Annotated in this window: 14 protein-coding genes; 7 read left to right on the top strand and 7 right to left on the bottom strand. The window is 73.6% G+C overall.

Annotation, left to right across the window (positions count from 1 at the left end; all coding sequences use genetic code 11):
- Positions 1-19: 19 nt before the first annotated feature.
- Both ACN268_RS04470 and ACN268_RS04465 read right to left on the bottom strand, forming a co-directional pair.
- Positions 20-787, bottom strand: coding sequence for a neutral zinc metallopeptidase (locus ACN268_RS04470; protein ID WP_421481864.1), 768 nt, complete (start codon positions 785-787; stop codon positions 20-22).
- 115 nt (positions 788-902) lie between these two features.
- Positions 903-1109: a hypothetical protein gene (locus ACN268_RS04465; protein ID WP_421481863.1), complete on the bottom strand. Its 207-nt coding sequence runs from the start codon at positions 1107-1109 to the stop codon at positions 903-905.
- 124 nt (positions 1110-1233) lie between these two features.
- Here ACN268_RS04465 and ACN268_RS04460 point away from each other — a divergent pair, with 124 nt between their 5' ends.
- Positions 1234-1635 carry a YciI family protein gene (locus ACN268_RS04460; RefSeq protein ID WP_421481861.1) on the top strand — a complete coding sequence of 134 codons (402 nt, stop codon included), beginning with the start codon at positions 1234-1236 and terminating at the stop codon, positions 1633-1635.
- A gap of 10 nt (positions 1636-1645) precedes the next feature.
- Positions 1646-2899: an RNA polymerase sigma factor gene (locus ACN268_RS04455; protein WP_421481860.1), complete on the top strand. Its 1254-nt coding sequence runs from the start codon at positions 1646-1648 to the stop codon at positions 2897-2899.
- 60 nt (positions 2900-2959) lie between these two features.
- Here ACN268_RS04455 and ACN268_RS04450 read toward each other — a convergent pair whose 3' ends face one another.
- Positions 2960-4483: an NAD(P)-binding domain-containing protein gene (locus tag ACN268_RS04450; RefSeq protein ID WP_421481859.1), complete on the bottom strand. Its 1524-nt coding sequence runs from the start codon at positions 4481-4483 to the stop codon at positions 2960-2962.
- Positions 4484-4606: 123 nt separating this feature from the next.
- Positions 4607-5482: an endonuclease/exonuclease/phosphatase family protein gene (locus ACN268_RS04445; protein ID WP_421481858.1), complete on the bottom strand. Its 876-nt coding sequence runs from the start codon at positions 5480-5482 to the stop codon at positions 4607-4609.
- Between the two features lie 154 nt (positions 5483-5636).
- Between ACN268_RS04445 and ACN268_RS04440 the strand changes: the two genes are divergently transcribed.
- Positions 5637-6659, top strand: a complete 1023-nt coding sequence (locus tag ACN268_RS04440) for a family 43 glycosylhydrolase (RefSeq protein ID WP_421481857.1) — start codon at positions 5637-5639, stop codon at positions 6657-6659.
- Positions 6660-6718: 59 nt separating this feature from the next.
- Here ACN268_RS04440 and ACN268_RS04435 read toward each other — a convergent pair whose 3' ends face one another.
- Complete coding sequence (locus ACN268_RS04435) at positions 6719-6856, bottom strand: hypothetical protein (RefSeq protein WP_421481856.1); 138 nt, start codon at positions 6854-6856, stop codon at positions 6719-6721.
- Positions 6857-7032: 176 nt separating this feature from the next.
- Positions 7033-8670: an LLM class flavin-dependent oxidoreductase gene (locus tag ACN268_RS04430; RefSeq protein ID WP_421481855.1), complete on the bottom strand. Its 1638-nt coding sequence runs from the start codon at positions 8668-8670 to the stop codon at positions 7033-7035.
- A 233-nt stretch (positions 8671-8903) separates the two neighbouring features.
- On the opposite strand from ACN268_RS04430, the gene sthA reads away from it, so the two are divergent.
- From sthA to prfH, 4 genes are all read left to right on the top strand, one after another.
- Entirely contained in the window at positions 8904-10307 is a 1404-nt protein-coding gene (sthA, locus tag ACN268_RS04425; protein WP_421481854.1) for a Si-specific NAD(P)(+) transhydrogenase, read from the top strand.
- A gap of 144 nt (positions 10308-10451) precedes the next feature.
- Complete coding sequence (locus ACN268_RS04420; protein ID WP_421481853.1) at positions 10452-11663, top strand: ROK family protein; 1212 nt, start codon at positions 10452-10454, stop codon at positions 11661-11663.
- A gap of 234 nt (positions 11664-11897) precedes the next feature.
- Positions 11898-13058, top strand: a complete 1161-nt coding sequence (locus ACN268_RS04415) for an RNA ligase RtcB family protein (RefSeq protein ID WP_421486804.1) — start codon at positions 11898-11900, stop codon at positions 13056-13058.
- Positions 13055-13729 carry a peptide chain release factor H gene (gene prfH / locus ACN268_RS04410; protein ID WP_421481851.1) on the top strand — a complete coding sequence of 225 codons (675 nt, stop codon included), beginning with the start codon at positions 13055-13057 and terminating at the stop codon, positions 13727-13729. The genes ACN268_RS04415 and prfH overlap by 4 nt, the downstream gene beginning before the upstream one ends.
- Here the strand turns inward: prfH and ACN268_RS04405 are convergent.
- Complete coding sequence (locus ACN268_RS04405; protein ID WP_421481849.1) at positions 13689-14312, bottom strand: DUF1349 domain-containing protein; 624 nt, start codon at positions 14310-14312, stop codon at positions 13689-13691. The two genes, prfH and ACN268_RS04405, sit on opposite strands and share 41 nt — an antisense overlap.
- Positions 14313-14413: the final 101 nt, after the last annotated feature.

Raw genomic sequence — 14413 nt, 5'->3', positions numbered from 1 at the left:
GCCGGACGTGACCTGCTCCTCAGCGCAGGTTGCAGGCGTCCAGGGACCGCTCGTAGCCGCGGAAGAACCAGTCGGTGCGCTGTTCGGCGGTGCCGTGCGAACCCTCGGCGAACCACGGCTGGTCGGGGTCGTCGCCGACGGCGAGCAGCCCCTCACGGAACTCGTCGAGGTCACCGGCGTCGAGTCTCAGGGTGCCGTCACGGACGGAGTCGCCGAGGTACGCCCCGGCCATGCAGTCGGCCTGCAGCTCCTGCTGGATGGTGAAGTTGGCGCGGATGCCGAGCCGGATCTGGATGCCGTGGGCGTACTCGTGGCCCAGCAGGTAGAACACGAACGCGTCACCGACCTGCCGGAACGCCGCCACCGACCAGTTGACGTCGTAGGCGATGAAGTCGCCCTGGGAGCAGTAGACGGCGTTGTTGCGGGGCAGCGCCTGACCGCCGCAGGAGATCTCGCCCTCCCGCTGGTAGGGCACGATCCGGCGGATCGGGCGGAACTCCTGGCCGGAGGCCCGGAACTGGGCGGCCCAGTAACGTTCGGCGATGGTGACCGCGTCGTCGATGTCGCTCTTGAACTCGGCCACGCTGGTGGTGCCGTCGGCGCGGGTGGTCTCCGTCTCCGACGGGGCCGGGGCCGCCGGGCGCGACGACTGCCGGGGGGCCGGTTCCCGGGGTTCCTGCGGGCCGCTCTCCCCCACCCCGCCGGCCGCGCAGCCGACCGCCACCACCAGCGCCGTCAGCGCGGCGAGCAGTGGTCCGTGCGAGCGGCGTCGCGAGCCTGCCGTCACCGTGTGCCTCCCAGGCGTGCCGGTCCTGCGATCGGTGGTACCCCGACCGTGGAACGATCATGCCCGGCCGGCGTCCCGTTGACCATGGGTGACCCGGGTCGGCCCGGCCGGACGGTCAGTGGTGCTCCTGCCCCCGGTGGATCGTGTCGTTCTGGGCGAAGTGGCGTTCCGCCTCGTACCGGTGCTGTCTGGCCTGGGCGTCCCGCCCGGCGGTGCGGTCCTCGACCCCGACGGTGCGGGCCCGGTCGCGCCAGGCGACCCAGCCGACCGTGCCGATCATCGCCAGGGCCGCCGCGCCGACCACGAGCCACATCGTCGTCATGGGACCACGGTAGGTGACCGCCACCACCCGTCCCGGGGGTTAACCTCGGGCCCGGTGTCCGGACCGGCCCGGCGGCTCCGACGTCCCGGTTGTCCGGCCGCACCCCGCGGCCGAGAGGAGAACCATGAAATACATGATCATGTTGTACGGCTCGCAGCGCGACTACGACGCCATGGCCGGCCGTCCCGGGGCGCAGCCGCCGATGACGCCGGAGCAGGTCGCCGCGATGCATGAGCACATGGCGGCGGTGCACCGGGACCTGGCCGAATCCGGCGAGCTGGTCGACGGGCAGGGGTTGACCGCGCCGGTGCACGCCCGGCGGGTACGGCTGCGACAGGGCACGCCCGTGGTCACCGACGGGCCGTACCCGGAGACGCAGGAGGTGCTGGCCGGGTTCACCGTCGTCGACTGTGTCAGCTTCGACCGGGCCACCGAGATCGCCGCCCGGTTCGTCGACCCGGACGCCGAGGGCGGGTACGTCGACGTACGACCGGTCGCCGACGGCGTCGACGACCTGGACGGCTGACCCGGTCGCCATGGGACCGTCCACCGTCGAGGACCTGCTGCGCGTGCTCGCGCCGCAGGTCCTCGGCGCGGTCGTCCGCCGGTACGGCCACTTCGACACCGCCGAGGACGCCGTCCAGGAGGCGCTGCTGGCCGCCGCGACCCGCTGGCCGGTCGACGGGCTGCCGGAGCAGCCCCGGGGCTGGCTGGTGACCGTGGCCGCCCGGCGGCTGACCGACCTGCTCCGCGCCGAGCAGGCCCGGCGACGGCGGGAGGACGACGCCGGCCGGGGGCGACGGTGGGTCGCCCCGGCGGCCGACCACCGGGAGCCGGGCGACGACAGCCTGGTGCTGCTGTTCCTGTGCTGCCATCCGGCGCTGCCGCCGGCCGCGCAGGTCGCGTTGACCCTGCGCGCCGTCGGCGGGTTGGGCACCGCCGAGGTGGCTCGGGCGTTCCTGGTGCCCGAGGCGACCATGACCCGCCGGATCACCCGCGCCAAGCAACGCATCCGCGACAGCGGGCTGCCGTTCGCGCTGCCCGGACCCGACGAGCGGGCAGTCCGGCTCGACGCCGTCCGGCAGGTGCTCTACCTGATCTTCAACGAGGGGTACGCCAGCACCACCGGCCCGCATCTGCGCCGGGTGGACCTGTCCACCGAGGCGATCCGGCTGACCCGGTTGCTGCACCGGCTGCTGCCGGACGATCCGGAGGTGACCGGTCTGCTGGCGTTGATGCTGCTCACCGACGCCCGGGGGCCGGCCCGGGTGGGCCCGGACGGTGAGCTGGTGCCGATGGCGGAGCAGGACCGCAGCCGCTGGCGGGCCGACCAGATCGCCGAGGGGGTGGCACTGGTCAGCGCGGTGCTGCCGCGCGGCGACGTCGGGCCCTACCAGCTCCAGGCGGCGATCGCGGCGGTGCACGACGAGGCGGCGAGCGCCGAGGCGACCGACTGGGCGCAGATCGAGGCCCTCTACGGGGTGCTGCTGGGGATGTCGGGCAACCCGGTGGTGGCGCTCAACCACGCGGTGGCGGTGGCGATGGCCCGGGGTCCCGCCGCCGGGCTGCGCCTGCTCGACGCGCTGGCCGACGACCCCCGCGTCGGCGACGACCCCCGGCGGCACGCGGCCCGCGCGCACCTGCTGGAACGCTGTGGCAACCTCGCCGAGGCCCGGACGGCGTACGCCCACGCGGCCCGCCGCTCGACCAGCCTGCCCCGCCAGCGCTACCTGTACGCCCGGCTGGCCCGGCTGACCGACGCCGGGGACGGTGGGTCGGGCGACGGATGACCGTCACCTGGCGACGCCGTGACGGTGCACGGGTCGCCGCCCGCGGACCGCCCGACGGGATCATGAGTCGTCGGTGAGATCCCTGCCGAGGAAGCGGACCAGTGGTTCCACGTGCCGGTCCACCCGCCGCCACTCGGCCAGCAGGTCCCCCGGCAGGTGCTGCTCGGCCACCAGTTCACCGTGGCGGTACCGCCGGAGCACCGGGTGGATGACGGTGCTGTCCCGGGCCGGTCGCCGGTCGGTGTCGGACCCGTCGGCGCGGCCCCGGCGCAGGGCCAGGGTGTAGCAGTGGGAGGAGTGGGCGAACCGGGGCACCGCGTAGTCCTCCGGCAGTTCCTCGTGGTGCCGGAAGCCCCCGGTGGCGTCGTCGCGGACGAAGACGTCGCAGAGGTACCCGGACTGGGTCCACAGCGCCGGACTCCCGTTGACCCGGTCCAGCATCACCGTGGTCAACGAGGCCGGCTCGCCCGACGTGGTGGCGGCGGGCAGCGGCACGCCGTCGTAGCGCTCCCGCAGCAGCCTGGTCAAGGTACGCAGGTTGTACCGGAATCCGTCGATGAACGGCGACGCGGCGTGCCGTACGTCCCGCGCCTGGGCGACGGTGCCGGCGAAGTACAGGTCGTCGACGTTGCTCGACTGCCAGTCGGGGCGCAGGCCCGGCAGCCGGCCGTCGCGCACCATGTCCGGCGTGCAGGAGGCGTCGAACAGGGAGGTGTCCATCCGGAAGCCGGTGCAGCGCAGCACCTCGTGGTAGTCGAGTTCGGCGGTCTCGCCGGGGGCGTGGGGGTCGGTGACCGAGACGCGGAACCCGCCGTCGACGGGCCGGATCGCGTCAATGGTGCCGTCGAGCACCGCGTGCAGCGGCGTGAACCGGTCGCTGTCGAGGATCGCGCCGTGCCGGCCCCGGACGTCGCCGGGGTGCCCGGTGTCGCGGGCCAGCCGCAGCGGCCGGCGGCTCGCCAGGTGCACCACCGACGCCCTGCCCAGGATCGACGAGGCGGTGTCGAACGCCGCGTTGCCCTTGCCGATGATCAGGACCCGCCTGCCGGCGTACCGGTCGGGGTCGACGTCCATCTCCTCGTAGCCGGTGGCGTGCTCGATGCCCGGGATGTCCGGCACGAACGGCCGACCCCAGCCGGTCGCTACGACCAGGCAGCGCGCCCGTACGACCCCCCGGTCGGTGCGGACGGTGAAGCCGTCGTCCTCCCGGGAGACCTGCTCGACGGTGGTGCCGTAGCGGACCCGGAGCTGGTGGATGCGCTGGAACTCGGCGAGGTACCGCACCAGGTCGTCGGCGGCCGGCAGGTACTCCTGGCTGAACTTCGCGAACAGCAGCTCCGGGTCGTCGTTGAGCAGCGAGTTCCCGTCGGACCGCAGTCGGATCCCGGGGTCGCTGCTGTCGGTGTGCACGGCGTTGAGCGAGTTCAGGCGGCGGTGGCGCGGGAACCGCCGGAAGAAACCCCCCGGTTCGGCGCCACGTTCGAACGTCAGGTAGTCGGCGCCCTGCTGCTGGAGGTGGTAACTCAGCTGCAGGCCGGCGGGCCCCGCTCCGACGATGACGTACGTGTGCGCGGTGTCGACCATCAGGGGAGCCCTTCGACGCGGAGGCGGTTGCTCCGACGATGAAGTGGATCACGATAGGTGTCAATGGTCGACGGCCGGCGTCGGCGGTCGGGGCCCACCGGGGAGGCGGCGCAGCGTCGGTGGCTACGAGGAGATGGTGAACGCCGCGACGACGCCGTTGTGGTCGGAGTTGGTGCCGCTGACGATGCTGTAGTCGGTCATCCACATCTCGCGGTGTTCCTCGACGCGCTTCCAGAAGTAGATGTAGTCGATGTGCCGGTTGCCGTGCGTCCCGTTCCCCTTCTCGCCGTACAGGTTGTAGCAGGACCGCAGGTTCGGCAGCTCGTTGGCCTCGAACACCTTCCAGGGGAACTTCTGGTACCCGTACGCCCGGTCGGCGCTGAAGTCGACGTTCAGGTCGCCGCTGACGATGACCTGGCCGGAGTCCTTCTTGGCGGCCGCCAGGGTCTTCAGGGCCTGGAACTGCTGCTCGGCGCAGGCGGTCCGGGGCAGGTCCTCGGGCTGGCCGTTGTTCTCGATGCTCGCGTTGGCGTGCGCGTTGAGGTGGTAGACGCTGCGCCCGGTCGCCTTGTGGCGGTAGCGGACCCAGTTGTTGTAGCGGGCCGGCGGCACCTCGCCGGGCCCGTTGGTGTCGCACACGAAGTCCGATCCCTTGTCGAGCACCTCGAACATGCTCTTGCGGGCCAGCAGCGCCTCGTTGGCCGCCTGCGTCGGTTCGGGCGCGTACAGCCACCAGCCGTTGTCCGCCGCCCAGTCCTTCAGGTACGCCTTGCGGTTGCCCACCTCGTTGAGCCCGACCAGGTCCGCCTTCGCGGTGATCAGTTCCAGGTCATGGACGAAGTCGGCCTGGTTCAGCTCGTTGAGGATGTTCAGGGTCGCCGCCTTGAAGGTGGAGTTCGCGGCGGCGGCGGGAGTGGCCGGCACCAGGCTCACCAGCAGCACCGCCGCGCCGACGAGGGCACCCGCACTCCGTACCGACCACCGTTTTCCGCCTGCCATGGCTGTCCTCTCCGGAACGCCGACGGCCGGCGCGACAGACCCGGCCGTGAAGGAAGGTTACTTTGTCAACTCCGGCACGGTAGCTTAGTTTCACCCTCCGGACAACGGAGGCGCATTGTCCGTAGTGAATTGCCTATCCCGCCGGGGAGAACCCATGCACCTCCGAAGGACCTGGCGACCGGCGCTGATCGCCGTCGCGGTGACGGTCGTCGCCGGCACCGTCGCCGCGCCCGCCGCAGCCGCCACCCCGCAACCGGTCTACGCCCCCTCGGGGGGTGTCGCCGATCCCGGCGTGGTGCGGCACAACGACAGCTTCGTCGTGTTCGCCACCGGCACCCGCGCCCCGGCCCACCGGGGTGACACCGCGTCCGGGCCGTGGAACGCCCTCGGCACGACCCTCGGGTCGGTACCGGACTGGGCCGAGAACGGCGCGGTGTGGGCCCCCGACGCCGTCCGTACCGCCACCGGGTGGGTGCTCTACTACTCGTTGCCCGCCAAGGGCAAGAACGGGCAGCGGTGCATCGGGACCGCCACCTCCGACGCCGTCGGCGGGCCGTACGCGCCGGTCGGCACCGCGCCGCTGATCTGCCCGGGTGGCGTGCACGGGGCGGACGACGTGGTGGCGGGGCGGCCGGTAGCCGCCGCCGGGGTGATCGACCCGTCCCCGTTCGAGGACGCCGACGGCAAGCGGTTCGTGCTCTACAAGACGCAGCAGACACCGTCGTCGATCCGGATGCTGCGGCTCGACGACACCGGCACCCGCTGGGTCGGCAACGCCAGTGGTGAACTGGTCCGCAACACCGGCATCATCGAGAACCCGGTGCTGCGGCAGCGGGGCTCCACGTTCGTGCTGTTCGCCTCCCGGTACGGCTACGACAACTGCAGCTACGCCACCGTCTACCTGACCTCCACCGACCGGTGGGACTTCCACGGCAGGACCGAGCACTCGTTGCTCAGCACGTCCGCCACCGGGATCTGCGGCCCGGGAGGCGCGGACCTCGTCCCCGCCCTGGTCGACGACGAGCAGCGGCTGTTCCTGCACGGATGGGTCTGCGGCGGGACCACGCCCTGCCGGCAACGGGCCGACGGCTCGCTGCCGGCCGACGCCCGCCGCGCGCTGTACGCGGCGGTCTTCCGTTGGGAGGGCGCGACACCCCGGGTCGGCGCGTTCCTCTGACCCGGCCACCTCGCCCGGCGACGACCATCCGCTCGCCGGGCGGGGCGACCCTGGGCCGGTCAGTCGTCACGCTGGCGGCCCGACCGGCGGGTGGAACGGGCGACCACGACGGCGGCGGCGAGGCTGAGCGCGGCGGCACCCAGTTGCAACAGGCCGTCGAGCAGATCGACGAGGTCGACGAGAGAGGGGAAATCCACTGTGGCCTCCGGGGGTCGGTCCCCCGCCGTCCGCGTGCTGCGGAGGCGGCCCCCCGGGCCCGGCGGTGACAACCGCGGGCGCCACCGGAATTATGGCACGGCGGTCCGAACGCCGTCACCCGGCGACCACTGCGCGTCGCACCCCGCCGGACCGGCGTGTCCCGGCCGGCGCGGGATCAGAGCTGGCCGGGGTAGAACCCGTACCGGGCCAGCGGTTCGACGATGTTCTCCTCCTCGTAGGACAGGTGGGACAGCAGGGTGTCGGTGAGCACGTCCACCGCCTGCTGCAGGCCGGTGAGCCGCCCCGGGTCCCCGATCAGTGCGACCAGGGCCCGGTCGACGCCCTCGACGACCTCGTGGATGACGACGTGCTCCTGCTCCAGCCGGTCGATCACCGGGACCAGCCCCGGATCGGCCCGTCGCAGGTGCGGGAAGATCGCGTCGTCCTCCAACCCGTGGTGCTGGGTGACCAGCGTGCAGTAGGCGGCGCAGTACGCCCCCAGCGTCCAGTTGTTCTGCCGCAGGGTCATCCGGTTGAGCACGCCCCGGGCATCGCCGGCGGAGACCACCCCCCGGCGCACCTGGTCGAGCAGGTCACGGATCTCGCCCAGTTCCCGACGCAGGTGGTCGTGCACGTCGACCAGGTGCCCACCGACGGCCTGGGCCTGCGGCGAGTAGACGTGCCCGGCCGGCGCGGGCGGGGCGACCGGCCGGGTCGACTCGTCCCAGAGCCGGTGGTCGCTGTGCCGTTCCCGGGGTGCGGGGGTGGGGGTGACCGCGAGCCCCGCGACACCCCCGGCCCGGACGGTTTCCCGTCCCTGCCGCGCCGGTCCCGCCGGCCCGCTCGGCTCCCCCGTGCCGCCCGCCGGCCCGGTCGGCTCCCCCGGTGCCGGGGCGGCCGGCGTGGGGACGGCCGAGCCGGCCCGTTCGGCGGCGACCAGTTCGCGGACCCCGGGGGCGACCTCCTGGGCGAAGAGCTGGATGCTGGCGGGGTCGTCGGCGCCGAGGACGAACCCGGAGGTGCCGTGCTCCAGCACCAGGTCGGTCAGCTCCCGCACCCACTGCCGGGGCGGGCCGTCGAGGAAGCCCGCACCGGTGCCGGTGAACCGGCCGGAGACGTTCAGCAACCGCCGCACCTCGGCGGGGTCCCGCCCGGCCGCCGCCGCGCCCTCGTCGACGAGCGCGTTGAGCCCGGCCAGGTCCGCCGGCCCGTTCGGCAGGTACGCCAGCGACGGCAGCCAGCCGTCCGCCGTCCGCCCCACCAGCCGTAGCAGCCTCGGCTTGTACGCCCCGACCCAGATCCCCACCGGGTGTGCCGGGGCGGGGCCGCGTTTCGCGCCGACCACCCGGTAGTGCTCGCCGTCGACCCGTACCCCGCCGCGCCGGTCGGCCGCCCACACCTCCCGGATGATCCGGATCGCCTCGTCGAGGGCGTCCACCGCCTGCCCGGGGGTGAACCGTCGGCCCCCGTTGGCCTCGATGGCGTCCCAGAACGCGCCGGTGCCGAGGCCGAGTTCGATCCGGCCGCCGCTGAGCAGGTCGAGGCTGGCGACGCTGCGGGCCAGCACCACCGGCTGGCGCAGCGGCAGGTTGAGCACGTTGCCGGCCAGCCTGATCCGGCTGGTCGCCGCCGCCAGGTAGGACATCAGCGTCCAGGTGTCGAGGAAACCCGGCTGGTAGGGGTGGTCCTGGAAGGTGACGAGGTCCAGGCCGGCCTGCTCGCAGAGCCGGGCGCGGGCGACGACCTGCTCCGGCTGCCGGGCGTCGGGGGTGAGGAAGCCGCCGAACAGCAGCTCGTGTCCGTGGTCGGTCATGACGCTGCCGTCACCTGGTCCCCTCGTCGCGTTCCCGGCGTCGCCCGGCGGCCCGGCACGGCCGCGACGACCGGCCCACCGTAGCGCTGACCTGCGCCGACGCGCCGGGCGGTCGCGGGTTTCGGGTCGCCCGGGGCCGGGTGCCGGCGCGGTCGGACGTCGACGGTGAGGTGCACGGCCACCGGGACGGCCACGAGTGGCACATCTTGCGGCCGCTTGCGAGGCTAGGAGCCGTGTATGACTACGACCTGTTGGTGCTGGGCTCCGGGCCCAGCGGTCAGAAGGCGGCGATCGCCGCCGCGAAGCTCGGTAGGCGGGTCGGCATCGTGGACCGCCGCGACATGATCGGTGGGGTGTGCATCAACACCGGCACCGTCCCCTCCAAGACGCTGCGGGAGGCCGTGCTCTACCTCACCGGCCTGAGCCAGCGGGACCTGTACGGCAGCAGCTACCGGGTCAAGGAGGAGATCACCGTCGGTGATCTGGCCGCCCGGACGCAGCACGTGATCAGCCGGCAGACCGACGTCATCCGCAACCAGCTCGCCCGCAACCGGGTCGCGTTGATCACCGGCACCGGCCGGTTCGCCGACCCGCACTCGATCTGGGTGGACGGCGGCTCCGGGCACGAGTCGAAGCTCACCTTCGACAAGATCGTCATCGCCGCCGGCACCCGCCCGGCCCGGCCGGACAGTGTCGACTTCGACGACCGGACGATCGTCGACTCCGACGGGGTGATCAACCTCCAGGCCGTGCCGCGCAGCATGGTGGTGGTCGGCGCGGGCGTGATCGGCATGGAGTACGCGTCCATGTTCGCCGCGCTCGGCACGAAGGTGACAGTGGTGGAACGCCGTGACGGGATGCTCGACTTCTGCGACGAGGAGATCGTCGAGTCGCTCAAGTACCACCTGCGCGACCTGTCGGTGACGTTCCGCTTCGGCGAGGAGGTCGCGGCGGTCGAGAAGCACGAGACTGCCGCGCTGTGCGTCCTCAAGAGCGGCAAGAAGATCGTCGCGGACACCGTCATGTACTCGGCCGGCCGGCAGGGGCAGACCGACGACCTGGCCCTCGACGCGGCCGGGCTGGAAGCCGACGCGCGCGGCCGGATCGCGGTGGACGAGCACTACCGCACCAGCGTCGAGCACATCTACGCGGTCGGTGACGTGATCGGCTTCCCGGCGCTGGCGTCCACGTCGATGGAGCAGGGCCGGATGGCGGCGCTGCACGCCTGCGGGGAGCCGGTGCGCGAACTCCAGGAGCTGCAGCCCATCGGGATCTACACGATCCCGGAGATCAGCTTCGTCGGCAAGACCGAGGAGGAGCTGACCAACAGCGCCACCCCGTTCGAGGTCGGCGTCGCCCGCTACCGCGAGCTGGCCCGGGGGCAGATCGTCGGCGACTCGTACGGCATGTTGAAGCTGCTCGTGTCGCCGCAGGACGGCCGGCTGCTCGGGGTGCACGTGTTCGGCACCGGCGCGACCGAGATCGTCCACATCGGGCAGACGGTGATGGGCTGCGGCGGCACGGTCGACTACCTGATCGACACGGTCTTCAACTACCCGACCCTGTCCGAGGCGTACAAGGTCGCCGCGCTGGACGCGTCCAACAAGATCCGTAACATCACCCGGATCGAGGGGTGAGCCACGGTCTGCCGTGGGCCCGACGTCGGGCCCACGGCAGACCGTGGGCACGGTCACCGGCCGGGTACGCGAGGTGGCCGGCGGTCGTCGACGCCACTACCCTCGACGGGTAGCCAACCGCCGATCGACAGGGTCCGCCGCGTGATGCCGAGAAGTCCCACCGTGGACGGGCAGTCGCCGGGTGACAGTCGCCGCCGGAGCCTCGGGGCGCTGCTGCGGCGGGTGCATCTCGGTGGCCCGGTGTCGCGGGCCGGGCTGGCCGAGTGGCTGGGTGTCAACCGCAGCACGGTCCTGGCGCTCACCACGGACCTGGTCGCGGCCGGCCTGGTACGGGAGGGCTTTCCCGAGCTGACCGGGCGGGCCGGGCGGCCGTCCCTGGTGGTCCGGCCGGCCGCCGACCGGGTGTACGTGCTCGCCTTCGACATCGCGGTGGACCGGCTGGTCGCGGCCCGGGTGGGGTTGGGCGGGTCGATCCAGGACCGCCGCGAGGCGCACCGGGCCCGCGCGGGCGCCGATCTGGACACCGTCGTGCGGGTGCTGGCCGACCTCGGGCGGCAGTTGCACGCCACGGCGGCGTCGGGGGCGACCTGCGTCGGGATCGGCGCGTCGTACTGCGGGATGATCCGGCCGGGCGACGGGATGGTCCGCTTCGGGCCGGACATGGGCTGGGTGGACCAGGCGTTCGGCGCGGAACTGGCCCGCCGGCTCGATCTCGGGTTGCCGGTCCTGGTCGGTAACGAGGCCCACCTGGGCGCGGTGGCCGAGCACCAGCGCGGGGTGGGTGTCGGGGTGGACAACCTGGTCTACCTGCACGGCGACGTCGGGGTCGGCGGCGGGATCATCGTCGGTGGCGACCTGCTCGGCGGCGACGGCGGGTACGGCTCCGAGGTCGGTCACATGCTGGTCAACCCGTACGACGGCAGACCGTGCGGGTGTGGTTCACGCGGCTGCCTGGAGGCGGAGGTCGGCGAGCGGGCGCTGCTCGACGCGGCGGGTCGGCCCGCCGACCGGATCGGCCGGGGCGCGGTCCGGGAGGTGGTCGACGCGGCGGACCGCGGCGACCCGGCCGCCCGGGAGGCGTTGCGGACCGTCGGCGACTGGCTCGGCATCGGGGTGGCGAACGTGATCAACCTGTTCAACCCCGGCATGGTGATCTTCGGCGGGATGCTGCGGGAGGTGTACCGGGGATCGGCGGCGCACGTACGGCAGCGGATCGCCGTCAACGTCCTGCCGGTCTCGCGTACCCGGGCGCAGTTGCGGGTGTCCGCCCTCGGCGACGACGCCACCCTGGTCGGCGCGGCGGAACTCGGCTTCACCAGGCTGCTCGCCGACCCGTTGGGGACACCGGTCGGCTGAGCGGCCGGGGCGAAAACCGGTTGGCGGAAGCGGTCCGGTGGGCCAGGCTGGCGGGCATGACGTACTGACGGACACCCCCGCACCCCGCACGCCCGCACCCGCACGCCCGTGCCGCGCCGCGGCACGCCGTGACGCCGTCGCGAGCCGTCGTGCCGCCGGCTGCCACCGTGCCGCCGCGTGCCGTCCGTCGTTCCCGTCACCCCGAAACGAGCGTCCGTGTTCCCACCGCACTCCCTGCCGTCCCCGTCCCCGTCCCTGACCACGGCCACGGCCACGGCCACGGCCACCGTCACCGTCTTCGCCTCCCCCGAGAGCTGGATCGAGTCCGACGCCGTCCGGCAGTGCCACCAGGTGGCCGCCCTCGACGGCATGCGGCACGTCGCCGCCATGCCCGACCTGCACCCCGGTAAGGGCGCCCCGATCGGCGCGGCGATGGCGTCGACCGTGCTCTACCCGCACCTGGTGGGCTCCGACATCGGGTGCGGCATCGCCGTGTTCCCGATCGGCCTGAAGCGGGCCGTACCCGAGCGGATCGCCGCCCGGTTCCCGGACCTGGACCGGTCGCCGGACCCCGACGACCCGGCCTGGGCCGTCGTCCCCGGCGAGCCGCCCGCCGGCCACGTCGAGGGGCTCGGCACGGTCGGACGGGGCAACCACTTCGTCGAACTGGCCCGGATCGACACCGTCCTCGAGCCGGACCACGCGGCCCGGCTCGGGCTCACCGCCGGTGACCTCGTGCTCATCGTGCACAGCGGCTCGCGGGGCCTGGGCGAGCGGATCCTGCGGGCCCACACCGGGGCGCACGGCGCGGGGCCGGCCCCGGACCCGGCGGGCTACCTGGCCCGGCACGACGAGGCTGTCCGCTGGGGCGCACTCAACCGGCGGGTGCTGGCCGCCCGGGTCGCGCACGCCCTGGGGGCCGCGCCCACCGAGCCGGTCGTGGACCAGTGCCACAACCTGGTCGAGGTCCGTGACGGCGAGTACCTGCACCGCAAGGGGGCGGCCCCGGGCGACGGCCGGGACGTGCTGGTCGCCGGCACCCGGGGCACCCCGTCGTACCTCGTGGCCGGGCACGCCGGCCCGGCGGCCAACCACTCCGTGGCGCACGGCGCGGGTCGCAAGATGTCCCGCGCCGACGCGTTGCGCCGGGGCCGGGCCAAGCACACCGTCGCGCAGTTGCGGCGTACGCCGGTGGGTTCGCTGGTGGTGTGCGGCGACCGGCAACTGCTGTTCGAGGAGGCACCGACGGCCTACAAGCGCATCGAGCAGGTGGTCGCCGACCTCGTCGCGCACGACCTGGCCACCCCGGTGGCGAGTACCCTCCCGCTGGTCACCTACAAGACGCCCGACCTCGGGCCGACCCACCGGGACGGGCGTCGGCGGGGTCGGGAGTGAGCGTCCACCTGCTCCTGTCGGCCGGGCGCGGCCCACAGGAGTGCGCCTGGGCGGTGGCCCGGCTGCTGGACCGGTTGCACGCCGACGCCGCCCGGCACGGGGTGGACAGCCGCCGGGTCGAATCCGTCGCCGGCGACCGACCGGGCACCTACCGGTCGGTCCTGGTCCGGCTCGACGGACCCGACGTGGCGGGGTTCGCCGCCGGGTGGACGGGCACCCTGTGCTGGCAGGCGGCCAGCCCGTACCGGGCGACGACCGGCCGGAAGAACTGGTACGTCACCGCCCGACCGTGCCGGGTGGACACCCCGACCACCGCGTTCGTCGAGGCCGACGTGCACGTCGTCGCCTGCCGGACCGGTGGGCCGGGGGGTCAGCGCCGGAACAAGGTGAGCACGGCGGCGCGGGCGACCCACCGCCCCTCCGGCACCGTCGTCGTGGTGGACACCGAACGGCAGTTCGGTCTCAACCGCGCCGCCGCCCTGCGGTTGCTGCGGCAGCGCCTCGCCGACGACGATGCGCGTGCCGGCCGCGCCGTCACCGCCGCCCGCCGACGCCTGCACGACGAACTCGTCCGGGGCGACGCCGTGCGGGTCGAACGTCCCCGGCCGCCCGGCGCGACCGGGGCCCGGGTCAGGAGCCGTTCCGCAGGTCGGTCAGCCGGTCGCGGGTGAAGCGGATGTCGTCGAAGACGACCCGGCAGCCGTCGCCGGTGGGCGACTGCGCCTCCAGGCCGATCCTGGCGGCGGTGGCCGCGCCGTCGACGCTGAAGTACCTGACCATCCGCCAGGTCCGTCCGTCGAGCGAGGCGTGGTACGCGAACGCGTGGTCGATCCGGGAGACCCGCAGCCAGACCGTGCGGGCGTCGACGACGAAGGCGTTGGCGTCGTCGGCGACGCCCCGGGCGACCACGGAGACGATCATCGGTTCGCCGTCGGGAGAGAGTTCGAAGCAGAGCTTGCCCCAGTGCCGCTCGTCGACCCAGAGCAGCAGCACCCCGGCGTCGTAGGTGGCCGCGAAGTCGACGGTGACCCGGGCGCTGAACTGGAAGTCGCCGTCCGGGGGCGGGCCGAGCAGGGTCGCCGCGTCGAGCGTCGACCCGGCGGCCGGGTCGCCCGCCGCCGGGTCGATGAAGATGTCGCTGCGCGGGGCCGCCGACCCGGTCACCACGCCGTCCGCCCCGGCGATCGTCCACGCCGCCTCGGGCGACGGCGACAGCGCGAACGGCAGACCCGGGACGTTCCAGGTGGTGGTCATGGCGTCCATTATCTACCGGGGCCCCCGCGCGCGTCGTCCCGGTGACGCGCGCGGGTGACGGTGCGCGACCGGGAACGGCGGGACCGGCGGACGCCGACGGT

Origin of the sequence: Micromonospora sp. WMMD735 (assembly GCF_049178995.1) — a bacterium.
Classification (GTDB): Bacteria; Actinomycetota; Actinomycetes; order Mycobacteriales; family Micromonosporaceae; genus Micromonospora; species Micromonospora wenchangensis.
The sequence above is the reverse complement of the archived record's forward strand: the minus strand, read 5'-3'. Positions and strand labels throughout refer to the sequence as shown.